Source organism: Variovorax sp. 10L421 (genome assembly GCF_056395365.1).
Genome location: NZ_JBFTJJ010000004.1, coordinates 23,742 through 39,418, shown reverse-complemented (window position 1 = coordinate 39,418; position 15,677 = coordinate 23,742). Strand labels below are relative to the sequence as shown.

The 15,677-nt window shown below is 68.2% G+C and carries 13 protein-coding genes; 7 read left to right on the top strand and 6 right to left on the bottom strand.

Annotated features, from left to right (window positions below; all coding sequences use genetic code 11):
* Nucleotides 1-18 precede the first annotated feature (18 nt).
* A complete protein-coding gene (locus tag AC1DFC_RS08300; RefSeq protein WP_478178951.1) occupies nt 19-1,440 on the bottom strand; it encodes a sensor histidine kinase in 1,422 nt (473 codons plus the stop codon).
* Complete coding sequence (locus AC1DFC_RS08295; RefSeq protein ID WP_413332671.1) at nt 1,433-2,137, bottom strand: response regulator transcription factor; 705 nt, start codon at nt 2,135-2,137, stop codon at nt 1,433-1,435. The genes AC1DFC_RS08300 and AC1DFC_RS08295 overlap by 8 nt, the downstream gene beginning before the upstream one ends.
* Before the next feature lie 186 nt (nt 2,138-2,323).
* Between AC1DFC_RS08295 and AC1DFC_RS08290 the strand changes: the two genes are divergently transcribed.
* Genes AC1DFC_RS08290 through AC1DFC_RS08270 form a run of 5 tightly spaced genes read left to right on the top strand, consistent with a single transcriptional unit; the run spans nt 2,324 to nt 8,830 of the window.
* Nucleotides 2,324-3,478, top strand: a complete 1,155-nt coding sequence (locus AC1DFC_RS08290) for an efflux RND transporter periplasmic adaptor subunit (RefSeq protein WP_478178950.1) — start codon at nt 2,324-2,326, stop codon at nt 3,476-3,478.
* The gene (locus tag AC1DFC_RS08285; protein WP_478178949.1) at nt 3,471-6,566 is read left to right on the top strand and encodes an efflux RND transporter permease subunit; all 3,096 of its coding nucleotides are present in this window, start codon (nt 3,471-3,473) and stop codon (nt 6,564-6,566) included. Before AC1DFC_RS08290 ends, AC1DFC_RS08285 begins: the two co-directional genes overlap by 8 nt.
* Nucleotides 6,567-6,582: 16 nt before the next feature.
* Nucleotides 6,583-8,088, top strand: a complete 1,506-nt coding sequence (locus AC1DFC_RS08280) for an efflux transporter outer membrane subunit (protein WP_478178948.1) — start codon at nt 6,583-6,585, stop codon at nt 8,086-8,088.
* Nucleotides 8,085-8,465: a RidA family protein gene (locus AC1DFC_RS08275; protein ID WP_007827674.1), complete on the top strand. Its 381-nt coding sequence runs from the start codon at nt 8,085-8,087 to the stop codon at nt 8,463-8,465. The genes AC1DFC_RS08280 and AC1DFC_RS08275 overlap by 4 nt, the downstream gene beginning before the upstream one ends.
* Complete coding sequence (locus AC1DFC_RS08270; protein ID WP_007827672.1) at nt 8,465-8,830, top strand: hypothetical protein; 366 nt, start codon at nt 8,465-8,467, stop codon at nt 8,828-8,830. The genes AC1DFC_RS08275 and AC1DFC_RS08270 overlap by 1 nt, the downstream gene beginning before the upstream one ends.
* Here the strand turns inward: AC1DFC_RS08270 and AC1DFC_RS08265 are convergent.
* The 4 genes from AC1DFC_RS08265 to AC1DFC_RS08250 all read right to left on the bottom strand — a co-directional run bounded on the left by AC1DFC_RS08265 (nt 8,794) and on the right by AC1DFC_RS08250 (nt 14,128).
* Nucleotides 8,794-9,867, bottom strand: a complete 1,074-nt coding sequence (locus AC1DFC_RS08265) for a patatin-like phospholipase domain-containing protein (RefSeq protein WP_478178947.1) — start codon at nt 9,865-9,867, stop codon at nt 8,794-8,796. The genes AC1DFC_RS08270 and AC1DFC_RS08265 overlap by 37 nt on opposite strands.
* A 34-nt stretch (nt 9,868-9,901) precedes the next feature.
* Nucleotides 9,902-12,277: a Tex family protein gene (locus AC1DFC_RS08260; protein ID WP_007827667.1), complete on the bottom strand. Its 2,376-nt coding sequence runs from the start codon at nt 12,275-12,277 to the stop codon at nt 9,902-9,904.
* Between the two features lie 79 nt (nt 12,278-12,356).
* On the bottom strand, nt 12,357-13,325 hold the full coding sequence (locus AC1DFC_RS08255; RefSeq protein ID WP_478178946.1) for a sensor histidine kinase: 969 nt from the start codon (nt 13,323-13,325) through the stop codon (nt 12,357-12,359).
* An 8-nt stretch (nt 13,326-13,333) separates the two neighbouring features.
* Complete coding sequence (locus AC1DFC_RS08250; protein WP_007827664.1) at nt 13,334-14,128, bottom strand: LuxR C-terminal-related transcriptional regulator; 795 nt, start codon at nt 14,126-14,128, stop codon at nt 13,334-13,336.
* Nucleotides 14,129-14,630: 502 nt separating this feature from the next.
* Between AC1DFC_RS08250 and AC1DFC_RS08245 the strand changes: the two genes are divergently transcribed.
* Both AC1DFC_RS08245 and AC1DFC_RS08240 read left to right on the top strand, forming a co-directional pair.
* Nucleotides 14,631-15,137: a hypothetical protein gene (locus AC1DFC_RS08245; protein ID WP_007827663.1), complete on the top strand. Its 507-nt coding sequence runs from the start codon at nt 14,631-14,633 to the stop codon at nt 15,135-15,137.
* A 59-nt stretch (nt 15,138-15,196) separates the two neighbouring features.
* The gene (locus AC1DFC_RS08240) at nt 15,197-15,640 is read left to right on the top strand and encodes a GIY-YIG nuclease family protein (protein WP_478178945.1); all 444 of its coding nucleotides are present in this window, start codon (nt 15,197-15,199) and stop codon (nt 15,638-15,640) included.
* Nucleotides 15,641-15,677: the final 37 nt, after the last annotated feature.

Sequence of the window (15,677 nt, the reverse complement as noted above, 5' to 3'; positions counted from 1 at the left end):
CGCCATCCGCCCATCCGGTCAGGGTTTGCCCGGCACCGCCAGCGGCAACCTCATGTCGAACCGCGCCCCGCCACCGCTCTCGTTCGCCGCCTCGATCCGCCCGCCATGCGCATGCACCACAGCCTGCGAGAGCGCCAGCCCTAGCCCGAGGCCCGGTGTCTTCTCGTCCGAGCGCGCCGTGGCGCCGCGGTAGAAGCGCTCGAAGAGGTGAGGCATTTCGTCGCCGCGTATGCCGGGGCCACTGTCGGCCACGCTGATGACGGCCTCGCTCGCCTCGGTGTCCGCCCGCAGGCTCACACGCACCGTGGTATCGGGCGGAGAGAACTTCAGGGCGTTGTCCAGCAGGTTGGCCAGCGCGAGGCTGGCCGCGCCACGGGCGAAGCGCGCGGCCACGGGCGAAGCGGGCGCCAGCGACAGGGCAAGGCGCCGCTCGCGCGCCAGTGGTTCAAGCCGCCTCAGGGCCTCTTCGGCGAGCTGATTCAGCGACACCGTTTCCACCGCGTCGCGCTCCTGGCCGGCGTCGAGGCGGGCCAGCACCAGCAGTTCTTCGACCAGCAGCGTGAGCGACTCGACCTCCTCCAGCGAAGAGCGCAGCGTTTCCACATACGCGGCCGGTTCGCGCGGCCGGCGCAGTGCCAGTTCGAGTTCGGTGCGCAGGCGCGACAGCGGCGAGCGCAGCTCGTGCGAGGCATCCGACGTGAAGCGCCGCTGCGCTTCCATTCCTTGCTCGATGCGCGCCAGCATGTCGTTGAGCGTGTCCACCAGCCGGCCGATCTCGTCGCGCGTGCCGGGGTGCGGCAGCCTTTCGCCGAGGTTCGCGTCGCCGATGCGGTGAGCCTGCCGCACCACGTCGTCGATGGCGCCGAAGGCACGCCGGGTGATGAGCGCGCCCGCTGCGCCCAACGCCAGCAGCAGCGCTCCGCCGAGGATGATGAACAGCACGCTGGCCATGGCCACGGTGCGGTTCACGTCGTCCAGCGAGCCGGCCACCTGCACCGCCAGCAGCGAGGCACGGCCCGGCACGGGCACCGAGACCATGCGCGTGGGTTCCTCGCCGTAGCCGTCGAGCGTTTCGAACACGGTTTCGCCCGCCGCGAGCCGCTCGCGCAGCACGGCCGGAATGGGCAGCTGCGCCTCGCCGAGGTTGCTGCTGCGCGCGAGCACGCGGCCGTCGGCATCGACGATCTGCACCAGCCGGTCGAGCCGCACGAATGACGGCGCGCCCGGGCCCGGCGGCGCTTCGTGGACGATGACCGTGTCGCCCTCGCCGGCCGACAGCAGCATGCCCATTTCGGTCTCGGCCAGTGCCAGCAGCGCAGCATCGAGCTCACGGTGCACGTTGCGCGAGAACACGAGGTACGAGCCGAAGGCGGCGACCGCCATCACCACCACGATCGCGCTGACGTGCGCGAGCGCCAGCCGCTTGCGGAAACTAAGCATGCGCAACGCCACCGGTGCTGCCGTCGTCCGCCAGCGCCAGCCTGAAGCCGCGCCCGCGCACGGTCTGGATCAGCGGCGCGGCCGGCGGCGCATCGACCTTGCGGCGCAGGTTGCTGATATGCACGTCGATCAGGTTGTCGATGGCGATCAGGTCGTCCTTCCACACCTGCTCGGCCAGGCGCGAGCGGCTGACCACCTCGCCGGCATGGCGCAGCAGTATCTGCAGGATCGCGAACTCCTTGTGGGTCAGCTCCAGCACCGAGCCGCCGCGCAGCACGCGCTGGCTCATCGGGTCGAGGCTCAGGTCGACCAGCGAAAGCACCATCGGGCGCACGAGCTCGGAGCGGCGCAGCAGCGCGCGCACGCGGGCCAGCAGTTCGTCGAAGGCGAAGGGCTTGGTCAGGTAGTCGTCGGCGCCGGTGTTGAGGCCGGCCACGCGGTCGCTGAGCGCGTCGCGGGCGGTGAGCATGAGCACGGGCGTCTTGCAGCCGCGCTGGCGCAGGTCGCGGCACAGGGTGAGGCCGTCCTTTCCGGGCAGCATCCAGTCGAGCACGATCAGGTCGTAGGCGACGACGAAAGCCTCCTCGTCGCCCTCCTCCGCGGTATGCACCACGTCGACCACGAAGCCCTCTTCCTGCAGGCCCCGGGCCAGCAGCCGGGCGGCCTTGCGGTCGTCTTCGATCAGCAGAATTCTCATGGCGCGGATCATGCCGCGTGTTCCTGACTGCCGGCCACCGGGCCGATCCTTAAGAGAACTTCAGGATTTCTTGGGAGCTTCTTCAGGCGCCTTTTCTTACGCTCCCCGGCAGGAGACGGGAGCGGATCGAGGGCATGGGAAGGCGTCCCGTGCACGGCGCGCCCGTCCCGCGAGATCCGTATCGTGATGAAGAAGAAATCCCTCTACCAGATCACCCCCGCGCGCATCGTCTTCGGCGTGATGACCTGCGCGGCCCTGTGCGTTGACTCCTTCGACGGCGCCGCCCATGCAGCCACCACCGTGGCCGCCGCCCCCGCGCCGATGCTGGTGCGCCAGGGCAACCGCCTGAGCGTGCCCGCCGGCTCGCCGCTGCGCGATCGCCTGCTGGTCGCCACGGTCGGCCAGGACACGCTGCCGCACGAGGTGAGCCTGCCCGCCACGGTGGAAGCCAATCCGGCCAATACCGCCAACATCCTCCCGCCGCTGACCGGCCGGCTGCTCGAGCTGAAGGTGCGCCTGGGCGACACCGTCAAGCGCGGCCAGGTGCTTGCGACGATGAGCTCGCCCGACCTCGCGCAGGCCGTGGCCGACGCGCAGAAGGCTCGCGACGCACTCGACCTCGCGCAGCGCGCGCTGGTGCGCGCGCGCGGCGTGAACGAGGCAGGCTCCAACGCCGCGAAGGACGTGGAAGCCGCCAGCAGCAGCGTCGCCCAGCAGAAGGCCGAGCTTCAGCGCAGCGAGGCGCGCCTGCGCAGCCTGGGCGCGGACGCGAGCGGCGCCCAGGCCGGCCAGGTGCTGAAGATCGTCGCGCCCACGTCCGGCACGGTCACGGCGCTGAACGCGGCCGCCGGCTCCAGCCTGAACGACGCCAACGCGGTGCTGATGACGGTGTCGAACCTGGATTCGGTCTGGGTCACGGTCAACGTGCCCGAGGGCGTGGTCGGCACGGTCGCGCCTGGGCAGAACGTGGTGGTCACGCTGGCGGCCTACCCGGGGCGCAGCTTCACTGGCAAGGTGGCCTTCGTGAGCGCGGTGCTCGACGCGGACACGCGCCGCGCCCGCGCGCGCATCGTCTTCGCCAACCCCGACGGCATCTTCAAGCCCAACATGTACGCGACGGCCGTGCTGGGCGTGCCGCAGGGCGTGCAGCCGCAGGTGCCGGCATCGGCGCTGCTGATGAACAACGACAGCGTGAGCGTCTTCGTCGAGGCCGAGCCCTGGACCTTCGTGCGCCGCACGGTGGAGCTGGGCCGGGAAGACGGCGACAAGGTTCGCATCCGCAGCGGCCTGGCCGCCGGCGAGCGCGTGGTGGTCCGCGGTGGTGTGCTGCTGAATGATTAATCTCATCATCACCCAGTTCTTCCGCCGCAGGCACCTGGCCTGGGCGATGTCGGTGGCGCTCGTGCTCTTCGGCGCGTGGTCATGGACGCAGATGACGGTGGAGGCCTACCCCGACCTCGGCGACGTGAACGTGCAGGTGACCACGCAGGTCAACGGCCTGGCCGCCGAGGAGATCGAGCAGCAGATCACCACGCCGCTGGAGCGCGCGCTGAGCAACACGCCGGGGCTGGCCTCGATCCGCTCGAGCAGCACCTTCGGGCTGTCGCTGATCACGCTGACCTTCAAGGACGGCACCGACGACTACTTCGCGCGCCAGCGCGTGACGGAGCGCATCGGCCAGGTCAGCCTGCCCTCGGGCGCGCAGCCCGGCCTGGGGCCGGTGGCGGGGCCGGCCGGCGAGATCTACCGCTACACGCTGGAGTCGGACACCAGGAACCTGATGGAACTGTCGGAGCTGCAGCGCTGGAAGGTGATTCCCGCGCTCAAGCAGGTGGCGGGCGTGGTCGACATCAACAACTTCGGCGGCTTCACCCGAGAGTTCCAGCTGGAACTCGACCCGGCGCGCCTGCAGAAGTACGGGCTGGTGCTCAACGACGTGGTCACGGCCATCAACAACAACAGCGCCAACGCCGGCGGCGGGCGCATCGCGCGCGGCGACCAGAGCTACGTGGTGCGCGGCATCGGCCAGATCCGCACGCTGGACGACCTGGGCACGGTGGTGGTGGCGCAGAGCAACGGCTCGCCGGTGCAGGTGCGCGACCTGGGGCGGCTGCAGTTCGGCCACCAGGAGCGCGGCGGCATCCTGGGCAAGGACACCAACCCGGACACCATCGAGGGCATCGTGCTGATGCTCAAGTACGAGAACCCCTCGCGCGTGCTGGAGGGTGTGCACAAGAAGATCGACGAGCTGCAGGCCGAGCTCGCGCCCATGGGCGTGAAGATCGTGCCCTACATCGACCGCGACGACCTGGTGAAGCTCACCGTCGACAAGGTGACGCACACGGTGCTCGAAGGCATGGCGCTGGTGTGCTTCGTGCTCATTCTTTTCCTGGGCAGCCCGCGCAGCGCGGTGGTGGCTGCCGTGGCCATTCCGATGTCGCTGGTGACGGTGTTCATCGTGATGCACTTCACCCGCATGCCGGCCAACCTGTTCTCGCTGGGCGCGATCGACTTCGGCATCATCGTGGACGGCGCCATCGTGGTGATGGAGGCCATCCTGCGGCGCCGGGAAGAAGAACCGCACGCCACGCTCACCGAGGGCAACATCCTCGAAACGGTGAGCCACGTGTCGGGACCGATCTTCTTCGCGACGCTGATCATCATCACGGCCTACTTCCCGCTGTTCGCGTTCGAGCGGGCCGAGGGCAAGCTGTTCAAGCCGATGGCCTTCACGGTCGGCTACGCGCTGGTGGGTGCCCTGCTCTGCGCGCTCACGCTCATTCCGAGCCTGGCCTACGTGGCGCTGCGCAAGCCGAGCAAGCCCTTCGTCAACAAGCCGCTGGTGTGGCTCACCGGTGCGTACCGGCGGGTGCTGGCGCGGCTGCTGGAGGTGCCGGCCATCGCCTACGGGCTGAGCGTGGCGGCGCTGGCCGCGGTGGTGGTGCTGGGTGCCACGGCCGGGCGCGAATTTTTGCCCGACATCGACGAAGGGGCGTTGTGGCTGCAGGTGCAGCTGCCCTCGGGCCTGTCGCTGGACAAGGCCAGCGAGATGGCGACCGAGCTGCGGCACGTGCTGCTCGAATACCCGGAAGTCTCGTACGTGGTGACGCAGTTGGGCCGCAACGACGATGGCACCGACCCGTGGACGCCCTCGCACATGGAGGTGCCGGTGGGTCTCAAGCCTTATGGCGAGTGGCCGGCCGGGGTGAAGAAGGCCGACTTCGTGCGCACCCTGACCGAGCGCTTCGCGCGCATGCCGGGCTTCGACGTGGGCATCAGCCAGCCCATCATCGACGGCGTGAACGACGCCGTGGGCGGCGCGCACAGCCCGCTGGTGCTGCGCATCTACGGCGACGACCTGAAGGAAAGCCGGCGCATCGGCAACCAGATCGTCGACCTGCTCGAAACGGTGCGCGGCACCGCCTCGGCGTCGCTGTTCCAGGAGCCGCCGATTCCGCAGGTGGTGATCCAGCTCAACCGCGAGGCGGCGGCGCGCTTCGGCGTGAACGCGAACGACGTGGCCAGCCTGATCCAGACCGGCATCGGCGGCGCGCCTGTCATCACCGTGTACTCGGGCAACCGCACCTACAACGTGTCGGTGAAGATGCCCGGGAGCGCCAAGGGCAATACCGAGGCCATCGGTTCGCTGCTGCTCAACAGCTCCAGCGGGGCCAAGGTGCCGCTCGCGCAGGTGGCCGACATCCGCCTGCAGACCGGCGAAAGCACGATCTCGCACGAGATGAACGAGCGCCAGATCACGGTGCGCGTGGACAACCGCGACCGCGACCTCGCCTCCTACCTCGACGAGGCGCGCGATCGCATCGCGAAGGAAGTGAAGTTCGACCCCACGAAGTTCCGCCTGCAATGGGCCGGCCAGTTCGAGAACCAGCAGCGCGCGCAGGCCCGGCTGAGCGTGTCGCTGGCCATCGTGGTGAGCATCATGGCGGTGCTGCTGTTCTTCCAGTTCGGGAAGATCCGGCAGGTGGCGCTGATCCTCGGCGTGGTGCCTATGGCCACGCTGGGCGGGCTGATCGCAGTGCACGTGGCGGGTGAAACGCTCAACGTGGCAACGGCCGTGGGCTTCATCGCGCTCTTCGGTGTCTCGATACAGAACGGGATCATCATGGTCGCCAACTTCCGCCGCGTGCGCGGCGAAGGTCTGGAGCTGCAGGCCTCGGTGCTCGAAGGCGCGACCGAGCGGCTGCGGCCGGTGCTGATGACGGCCACGGTGGCATCGGTGGGCATGCTGCCGGCGGCGTTGGCCACTGGCGTGGGCACCGACGTGCAGCGCGGGCTGGCCACGGTGGTGGTCGGCGGGCTGGTGGTGTCGACGCTGCTGACGCTCTTCATCCTGCCCACGCTGTACTTCGCGATGGAACGCGTGTTCGAACGCAAGGGCTGGGGCACGCGCTCGCGGCGCGACCGCTAGGAAAGCAGAACAAGCAATGACGACAAAGAAGACAAACCTGGCGACGCCCGTGGCGGCCGGCATCGCGGCGATGCTGCTGGCCGGCTGCGCGGTCGGCCCCGACTACGCCCGCCCGCAGTTGAATCTGCCTCAGCAGTACACGCCCGCGCCACCTGTAAGCAAGGAAGCCGAAGGCGTGCCGCTGGCGCGCCTGTCGCCCGATCTCGACGTGCCGGCCCAGTGGTGGCAGGCCTTCCGCAGCGAGCCGCTGAACGCGCTGGTCACGCAGAGCCTTGCCGGCAACCCGACCATCGAGGCGGCCGACGCCGCCCTTCGCGCGGCGCAGGAGAACGAAGCCGCCGACCGCGCCGCCTCCTGGCCCAGCGTGGCGCTGGGCTATTCGCCGACGCGGCAGCGCGTGGCCAGCGCGGTGGCGAGCCCGGTGTCGTCCAACGCGAGCCTGTACACGCTGCACACGGCGCAGGTGACGGTGTCGTACACGCCCGACGTGTTCGGTGCCACCCGCAGGCAGGTGGAAGGCGCGCAGGCCAATACCGAGCTGCAGCAGTTCCAGGGCGTTGCCGCAAAGCTCACGCTCAGCAGCAACGTGGTGACCGCCGCGATCACCGAGGCCTCGCTGCGCGCGCAGCAGGCCGCCACGCTGAAGATCATCGCGGGCCAGAAGGAAGTGCTCCAGGCCTACCGCAAGCAGCTGGCGCTGGGCCAGGTGGCGCCAGCCGACGTCGACGCGCAGGAAGCCGCGCTGGCCGCCACCGAGGCCACGCTGCCGCCGCTGGACCGGCAACTGGCGCAGCAGCGCAACCTGTTGGCCACGCTGGCGGGCCGCTTCCCGAGCCAGGGCGTGGAGGCGCGGTTCGATCTGGATGCGCTGCAGCTGCCGACGGAACTGCCGCTGACCCTTCCTTCCAGCCTGGTCGAGCATCGCCCCGACGTGCGTGCCGCCGAAGCGCAGCTGCAGGCCGCCAGCGCCGCCATCGGCGTGGCGGTCGCGGCGCGGCTGCCGAACGTGACGCTTGGCGTGAACTCGTACGGCTCCTCGGCCTACCGGCTGGCGGACCTGTTCAAGTCGTCATCGCTCTTCTGGACGGTGGCCGCGAGCGTGACGCAGCCCATCTTCGACGGCGGCGCGCTCAAGCACCGCGAGGCAGCCGCGCGCGCCTCCTTCGACCAGGCAGCCGCGCAGTACCGCGCGACGGTGCTCGCCGCCTTCCAGGACGTGGCCAATACGCTGGAAGCCATCGATGCCGACACCCGCGCGCTGCAGGCGGCGGTGAAGGCCGAGCGCACGGCTTCGCAGAGCCTGGCGCGCACGCAGGCGCAGGTGCGGCTGGGCGATGCCAGCGCGCTCTCGCTGCGCATTGCCCAGCAGGCCCAGCAGCAAGCACTGCTGAATCTCGTACAGGCCCGTGCGCTGCGGCTGACCGATGCCACCGCCCTCTTCCAGGCGCTCGGCGGCGGCTGGTGGAATGCGCCACAACCTGCCATCGTCTCGTCTTCTTCCATTTCCACCGCATCGCCATGAACATCATCCGCCACGACATGGGCCCCCGCTTCAGCGAGATGGTGACCGTCGACCTGGGCGCTGCGCGCCTGCTGTACCTCTCCGGCCAGGTGGCCGAGAACCCTTCGCTCGACATCACCGGGCAGATGCGCGAGATCCTGCGCCACATCGATCGCCTGCTCGCCACCCAGGGCGCGACCAAGCAGGACCTGGTGAGCGTGACGATCTACCTGCGCACCGTGGGCGACTACGCCGCGATGAACTCGGTGTGGGACGAATGGGTGCCCGCCGGCCACACGCCGGCGCGCGCCACGGTGGGGGCGAAGCTGATCGACTCCGAGTACCGCGTCGAGATCCAGGCCACGGCGGCCATCACCGCGATGGGGCCGACGCCGTGATGCGCACGGTCGTTCTTTGGGGGCTGATGCTGGGCGGCTGCTCGGCCTTCGATGCGCATTCCTTCGACCGTTCCGCCGGCTGGCGGGCCGCGCAGGTCGTCAGCGTCGGGCGCACGAGCGATCTGGCAGCCACTGCCGATCGCGATTGCGGTGCAGACGGCGGTGCCGCGACACCCTACGCCGTCGTGCGCTACCGCTACGGCGGCGTGCACACGCGCTCGGTAGGCACGGGGCGATGGCCTCAAGGCGCCGAACTCAAGGTCGGCGATGCGGTGGAAGTGAACATCCTCGACTGCGCGGCACCCTTGGCACTGCTGGCGCCGGTGGGTCAGAGCGGCAGCAGCTCGGGCACGCCGTCGCGCTGAAGCCAGCCCTCGAACTCGTCGGACAGCCGCCGCGCTTCGCGCGTGGCACGGCCCCACGCGGCGATGCGTGCCTGCGCGTCGTTCGCGAAGTGGATGAAGTCCTTGCGGTCGGGGAGCTTGCCGTTGGGCAGCGAGCGCACCCAATCGGGGTCGGGCGCGAGCAGCACCATGCGGTCGAGGAAGCCGCTGGCCTTGTGGCGCCAGCGCAGCCCCTTGTCGAGCCAGCCCGGCACCACCGCCTGCTGGAAATGCGGATACAGCACGATGCCCTCGTCGGCCGGCTGGTAGTCCAGGTGCAGGTGGTAGTCGGTGATGCCGCCGTCCCAGTAGGCGCCGCGCGGCGCGCCGGGAATGTCGTGCACCGCAGCCAGCAGGAACGGAATGGAGCACGAGGCCTGCAGCACCATGTTGAAGTTGGCCTCGCTCAGTGCATGCTGGCGCGTGCGGAAGTCGCGCGTACCGAAGGGCAAGGAGGCGCCGGGCGTGGAAAACACGCAGCGCTCCAGCCACGCGCCCAGGCTCCTGCGGTGCAGGCTGTTGGTCGCGAAGGCACCCAGGTAGCCGACGGGAGTGCGCGCCCTGCCCTCGCGCCCGAGGATGTGGCGCCCGCGCGAAGTCACCACGTGCAGGCGGTAACGCGGATGGTTCAGCACCTCGCCGATGCGCCCGCCATAGAAGTCTTCGAGGCTCTGGGCGAACTTGTCGCTGAGCTGGCGCGGGCTGAGCCGCTTCTGTCCCGGCGGCACCTCGAACTGCTGGTGCACGTAGTCGTGCTCGAAGCGTTCGAAAGCGGTGTCAGGGTCGGCCAGGCAGGCCGTCGACAGCCGCCACGCGCCGATGGAGGCGCCCACCAGATGCACCTGCTGGCTCGACTGCGTGAGCCAGCGCCCGAAGATGAAGCGGTCGAGCGGCCCGAGGATCAGCCCCTTGGGACCGCCTGCCGCGCCGGGGATGGTGCGCACGTCCTGCGAGCGCAGGCCGTGCCGTTCGATGTGCTTGCGGGCCGCGGGGCCGGCGTAGATGCGCAGGGCTTTCATGCCGGATGCTTCCGCAAGAACCGTGCGTTGCCGACTACTTGCGCAACCCCTGCAGCTTGGCAAACGCGCTCGCCATCTGCCCCGCCGGCTGCGGCGAGTTGTCGCGCCGGCCTTGCTGCTGCTGGCCGCGCCCTGCCCCTTCGAAACGGTTGTCGCGCGGGCCGTCACGGCGCGCGGGCGCTGCATCGAGCTTCATCGACAGGCCGATGCGCTTGCGCGCCACGTCCACTTCCATCACCTTGACCTTGACGATGTCGCCGGTCTTGACGACTTCGCGCGCGTCGTTCACGAACTTGTGGCTCAGCTGGCTCACGTGGACCAGGCCGTCCTGGTGCACGCCGAGGTCGACGAAGGCGCCGAACTGGGCCACGTTGCTCACGGTGCCCTCGAGGATCATGCCCTCGGCCAGGTCCGAGATGTCATCCACGCCGTCGTTGAAACGCGCCACCTTGAAGTCGGGGCGCGGGTCGCGGCCCGGCTTCTCGAGTTCGCCCAGGATGTCCTTGACCGTGATGACGCCGAATTTCTCGTTGGCGAACAGCTCGGGCTTGAGCGCCTTGAGCATGTCGGCGCGGCCCATCAGCTCGGCAATCGGCTTGCCGGTCTTCACGATGATCTGCTCGACCAATGGATAGGTTTCCGGGTGCACGCCGGTGATGTCCAGCGGGTCGGTGCCGCCGCGGATGCGCAGGAAGCCCGCGCTCTGCTCGAAGGCCTTGGGGCCGAAGCCGGTCACGTCGAGCAGTTGCTTGCGGGTGGAGAACGCACCATTGGCCTCGCGCCAGCGCACCACGGCCTTGGCCACGCTGCCCGACAGGCCCGAAACGCGCGACAGCAGCGGCACGCTGGCCGTGTTCAGATCCACGCCCACCGAGTTCACGCAGTCTTCGACCACGGCCTGCAGCGTGCGTGCGAGTTCGCTCTGGTTCACGTCGTGCTGGTACTGGCCCACGCCGATGCTCTTGGGATCGATCTTCACGAGTTCGGCCAGCGGGTCTTGCAAACGTCGCGCGATGGAGGCTGCGCCGCGCAGGCTCACGTCGACATCGGGCATTTCCTGCGAGGCGAATTCACTGGCGGAGTACACCGAAGCGCCCGCCTCGCTCACCACGACCTTCTCGACCTTGATTTCCGGCGCGCCGGCCTGCGCGGCCATCTTGGCGAGCAGCTTGATGAGGTCGGCGGCCAGCTTGTCGGTTTCGCGGCTGGCGGTGCCATTGCCGATGGCGATCAGGTTCACGCCGTGCTTGGCGCACAGCTTGCCCAGCGTGTGCAGCGAGCCTTCCCAGTCCTTGCGCGGCTCGTGCGGGAACACGGTGGCGGTCTCGACCAGCTTGCCGGTGGAATCGACCACGGCCACCTTCACGCCGGTGCGGATGCCAGGGTCCAGGCCCATCACGACACGCGGTCCGGCCGGCGCAGCCAGCAGCAGGTCGCGCAGGTTGTCGGCAAACACCTTGATGGCGACCTTCTCCGCGTCTTCGCGCAGGCGGGTGAACAGGTCACGCTCGGTCGACAGCGCCAGCTTCACGCGCCAGGTCCAGGCCACGCACTTGCGCAGCAGGTCGTCCGACGGGCGGCCCGCATGGCTCCAGCCCAGGTGCAAGGCGATGCGGCCTTCGGCGATGCTCGGCTTGCCCGGTTCGGGCTCGACCGGCAGCACCAGCTTTGCATCGAGGATGTCGAGCGCGCGGCCGCGGAAGACGGCCAGCGCGCGGTGCGATGGCACACGGCCAATGGGCTCGTCGTACTCGAAATAGTCGCGGAACTTGGCGACGTCGGCGTTGTTCTCGTCCTTGCCGGCCATCAGGCTGGACTTGAGCAGGCCTTCGTTCCAGAGCCATTCGCGCAGGCCCTGGACCAGAGCAGCGTCTTCGGCCCAGCGCTCGGAAAGAATGTCGCGCACGCCGTCGAGCACGAGCGGCACGGTGGAGAAATCGGGGCCCGGCTTGCCGTCGTCCAGCGTGGTGGCGGGCTGCAGGAAGGCCTTGGCTTCCACGGCCGGGTCCAGCATGGGGTCGGCCAGCAGCTTGTCGGCCAGCGGCTCGATGCCGAATTCGCGGGCGATCTGGCCCTTGGTGCGGCGCTTCTGCTTGAACGGCAGGTACAGGTCTTCGAGCTCCTGCTTGGTGGGTGCGAATTCGATCGCGGCGCGCAGTTCGGGGGTCAGCTTGCCCTGCTCGTCGATGGCCTTGAGCACGGCGCCGCGGCGGTCTTCAAGTTCGCGCAGGTAGGAAAGGCGAGCTTCCAGCTCTCGCAGCTGCACGTCGTCGAGGCCGTCTGTGACCTCCTTGCGGTAGCGGGCGATGAATGGAACCGTGGCGCCGCCGTCGAGCAGTTCGACGGCGGCCTTCACCTGGTTCTCGCCGACCTTGATCTCGGCGGCGAGCTGGCGAATGATTTTCTGCATGCTTGAGCGCGTCCCTGGCAAAGCGCGGAAGTTTGCCATAGGCGCTCGGTGCCCGGCCGGGGCCGTCCGGCGGGGCGCGTTACAGCATGCTTTCCGCTTCGGGCCGGGTGCCGGCCTGCGCCCGGCTTGGAACCACCAGTTGCACACACAGTCCACGGGGCACGATATTCGCCAGCGTCAGTTCGCCGCCAATGGCGTCGGCCCGCGTGCGCATGCTGCGCAGGCCCTTGCCCATCGAGGCGGAAGAGGCACTGCGGGCAGCCCCCAGGCCGCGGCCATCGTCGTGCACCTCCAGCACCAGCCCTTGCGGGTGGGACTGGATGCCGAAGCGCAGTTCGACGCGGGTCGCACGGGCGTGCCGCAGCGCATTGGACAGCGCTTCCTGCGCCACCCGGCAGATCTGCATGGCGGTTTCTGGCGGCACCGAATGGGTTTGTGTCTCGCTTGAGATGTTCCATACCAGCGCGATGCCCAGCCGGTCGAATGCGGGCTGCAGCCGGTAGCGCAGATGGGCCAGCCGCTCGACGACGGTGGCGGAGGTCTGGTCGTCGAGGTCGTCCACCGTCATCTGGAGTTCGAGCAGGCAGGTTTGCAGGGCCATCGACAGGCTGCCTGGGCCGGTGAACCGGGGGTCCTGGCTGGCCAGCAGCGCTACCAGCCGCGAGCCGACCCCGTCGTGCAGGTCATGAGCGATGCGCCGCCGCTCGGTCATCACCTCCTGCGAGGGCCCGTGGCTTTCCGCGCGGTGCCGGGAAACGAGCCAGATGCCGACGACCGTGGCAAGCACCCCCAGGTTCAGCGCCTGCATTGCCCAAAATGTGAATGGCATGTCATTCCCCATCAAGTTGGCGGCCGATGCAGCCCGGATCACCTGCGCGGTCACCGGGGTCAGATGCAGCGCCGCCGCCAGGCCAGCCCACATCAGCAACCGCCTGCGCGAGATGCGCAAGCGCAGCCACATCAACAGCACGCCCCACGAGCCGATCGACAGCCACACGAACTGGTCTTCCAGAAAGTGCGGTAAATGAAGGACCTGCGGCGAGAGCATGGCATGGCCTACAGGAGCCCCCTGTGGGAGGCAAAGCTCACGGCCTGCGCGCGGGTATGGGCGTGCAGCTTGCGGTAGATGTTTTTCACATGCGCATTCACCGTCTGGGCGCTGATGGTGAGTTGCAGCGCGATCTCTTCGGTTACGTAGCCCGTCGCCACAAGTCGTAACACTTCGCGCTCGCGCGTGGATAACGTCGCCTTGCTCTCAGGTGGACGTACCGGGTTCACGTTGGAACGCTTGTGATCGAGGTGCACGAGCAGCCGCCGCGCCAGCCGGGGGGTGATGGCGGCCCCGCCGTTCACCACCTGCAGCACGGCCTGGGCATAGCTCTGGAACCACGCGTTCTTGACCAGGTAGCCGGAGGCGCCAAGCTCGAAGGCGTGCAGCACCTGGGGTTCGTCCTCGAGCGCCGAGATGACAATGATCTCCGCCGCGCTGCGATGCCGCTTGGCCTCTTCGATGAGCTCGAATCCACTTCCGTCACCGAGGCGGATGTCGACCATCAGCACGTCGAACTCATGCTGCATCAGCAATCGTCGCCCTTCGCGCAGCGTGCCGGCCTGCCCCTCGAGCTGGATGCGTAGGTCGCCCAGCAGTTCCTGGGCGATGACGCGACGCACGAAGGGGTCGTCGTCCACCAGCAGGACGCGCACGGGTTTGGTGTGCTGCCCGGTAAGAAAATCGGGCCATGGGAGCGTGTCGGCGGACGGCGCGAGCAGCCCGCCAAACTGACCGGGGTTGGCATAGTGCTTAGCCCCATTCCCTGTTTCCGTCAACGAAATGTCGAGATCGCTTTCCATTCCAGCCCCTTTGTGACAATTAATGCACTTTGTTCGTGTCGAAAAGTTAATCCATTTCTATTCAGATTTCGAGTTTCGGCTTTTTTGATTACTTTGGTTGCATCTTGTTTCCATTGATTTTCGATGTCAACTGAAAGTTGTAATTTCCATGTTGGCGTCGCGTGAAAGGACGCCTTCCGATGCCAGCGGAGAGGGAGCAAACCACTACTTTCGTCATAGCCTTGCACTACCCAGCATGAGACATCTTTGGCTGGTTTCCCGACCCGGAAACTGCGCTCCGGTCATGGCGAAAGCATCTAAACCGCGCCGCTGCCCGAGCCAAGGCCGGATCGTCCGGTGATCGAGCGGGCGGCGCGGGACTTCGGATCGGCGGGCGCGACGGCAAGCGGTTCGGCGACCACGCAGGGCCAGGTAACCAGCATGGCCGCGACAACCGGCAACGGCCTTGCAACAGGCGGAGCGTTCCCGTGGCCGAGGGCACGCGCTGCCTTACCCTTCGCGGATGACCTCATTCGCCCGTGCACTGCGCGCACTGCTCCGCGCCATCGGTATCGTGCTCGTCGTTCCCGTGCTGCTCTTCGAGGAGTGGGGCTGGGAGCCACTGGCCGCGCTCGCCGCGCGGCTGTCCCGCCTGCCCTTCTGGGCAGCGCTCGAAGAACGGCTGCGCCGCCTGCCGCCCTGGGGCGCATTGCTGGCTTTCTTCGTGCCGGTTGTGCTGCTGCTGCCGGTAAAGGTACTGGCGCTCTTTCTCTTCAGCCGCGGGCACGCGGCCAGCGCCCTCACCGTGCTCGTGCTGGCCAAGCTGGTGGGCACGGCCATCGTCGCGCGGATCTTCCAGTTGGTCGAAGGGCCGTTGATGCGCATTCCGTGGTTCGCCCGTTGGTATCCGCGATGGAAGGCATGGAAAGACAAGGTGCTCACGCTCGTTCGCCAGAGTCGGCCCTGGCGCGTGGTGCGGGCGTTGAACCGGCGCATCTCGCGCGGCTGGCGGCGGCTTAGGGAAGGTTGAGTAGTTATTTTTACCCGGATATATTGCAGTCTTCATTTAACCCGGGTAATATTTGGAGCATGAACCTCTCAGCAGAAAGCCGGCGAGCCATCTCCCGCCAGTACAAGGAAAGCGCGCGACCGGCCGGCGTATTCGTCATCCGCAACAGGTTGACCGGCCGGGCCTATGTGGCCGGCAGCCTCGACGTCGAAGGCGCCATGAACCGCGCCCGCTTCGAGCTGAACATGCACTCGCACCGCAACAAGGCGCTTGGGCAGGACTGGATCGCGCACGGCGCCGATCGGTTCACCTTCGAGGTGATCGACCGGGTCAAGGAAAGCGAAGACCCGGCCTTCGACCGCGCGGCGGAACTCGAGAAACTCCTCGCGCTCTGGCGCGAAGAACTCCAGTGCGACGGCGACAAGGGCTACAACACGCCATCCGCCCCGGCGGCCGAAAAAAGCCTGCCGCAAATCAACGCCGCGCTTCTTGCGCCTTGCCTCGACGACACACCAAACGCCTGAGCCGTTCAACGGGTAGATTACGCACCTCGTTTCGAAC

Coding starts and splice junctions, on each gene's coding strand:
- AC1DFC_RS08255 (WP_478178946.1), bottom strand. CDS start 13,325: ATGCTCTCGCCGCAGGTCCTTCATTTACCGCACTTTCTGGAAGACCAG.
- AC1DFC_RS08275 (WP_007827674.1), top strand. CDS start 8,085: ATGAACATCATCCGCCACGACATGGGCCCCCGCTTCAGCGAGATGGTG.
- AC1DFC_RS08295 (WP_413332671.1), bottom strand. CDS start 2,137: ATGAGAATTCTGCTGATCGAAGACGACCGCAAGGCCGCCCGGCTGCTG.
- AC1DFC_RS08280 (WP_478178948.1), top strand. CDS start 6,583: ATGACGACAAAGAAGACAAACCTGGCGACGCCCGTGGCGGCCGGCATC.
- AC1DFC_RS08245 (WP_007827663.1), top strand. CDS start 14,631: ATGACCTCATTCGCCCGTGCACTGCGCGCACTGCTCCGCGCCATCGGT.
- AC1DFC_RS08250 (WP_007827664.1), bottom strand. CDS start 14,128: ATGGAAAGCGATCTCGACATTTCGTTGACGGAAACAGGGAATGGGGCT.
- AC1DFC_RS08260 (WP_007827667.1), bottom strand. CDS start 12,277: ATGCAGAAAATCATTCGCCAGCTCGCCGCCGAGATCAAGGTCGGCGAG.
- AC1DFC_RS08285 (WP_478178949.1), top strand. CDS start 3,471: ATGATTAATCTCATCATCACCCAGTTCTTCCGCCGCAGGCACCTGGCC.
- AC1DFC_RS08240 (WP_478178945.1), top strand. CDS start 15,197: ATGAACCTCTCAGCAGAAAGCCGGCGAGCCATCTCCCGCCAGTACAAG.
- AC1DFC_RS08290 (WP_478178950.1), top strand. CDS start 2,324: ATGAAGAAGAAATCCCTCTACCAGATCACCCCCGCGCGCATCGTCTTC.
- AC1DFC_RS08265 (WP_478178947.1), bottom strand. CDS start 9,867: ATGAAAGCCCTGCGCATCTACGCCGGCCCCGCGGCCCGCAAGCACATC.
- AC1DFC_RS08270 (WP_007827672.1), top strand. CDS start 8,465: ATGCGCACGGTCGTTCTTTGGGGGCTGATGCTGGGCGGCTGCTCGGCC.
- AC1DFC_RS08300 (WP_478178951.1), bottom strand. CDS start 1,440: ATGCTTAGTTTCCGCAAGCGGCTGGCGCTCGCGCACGTCAGCGCGATC.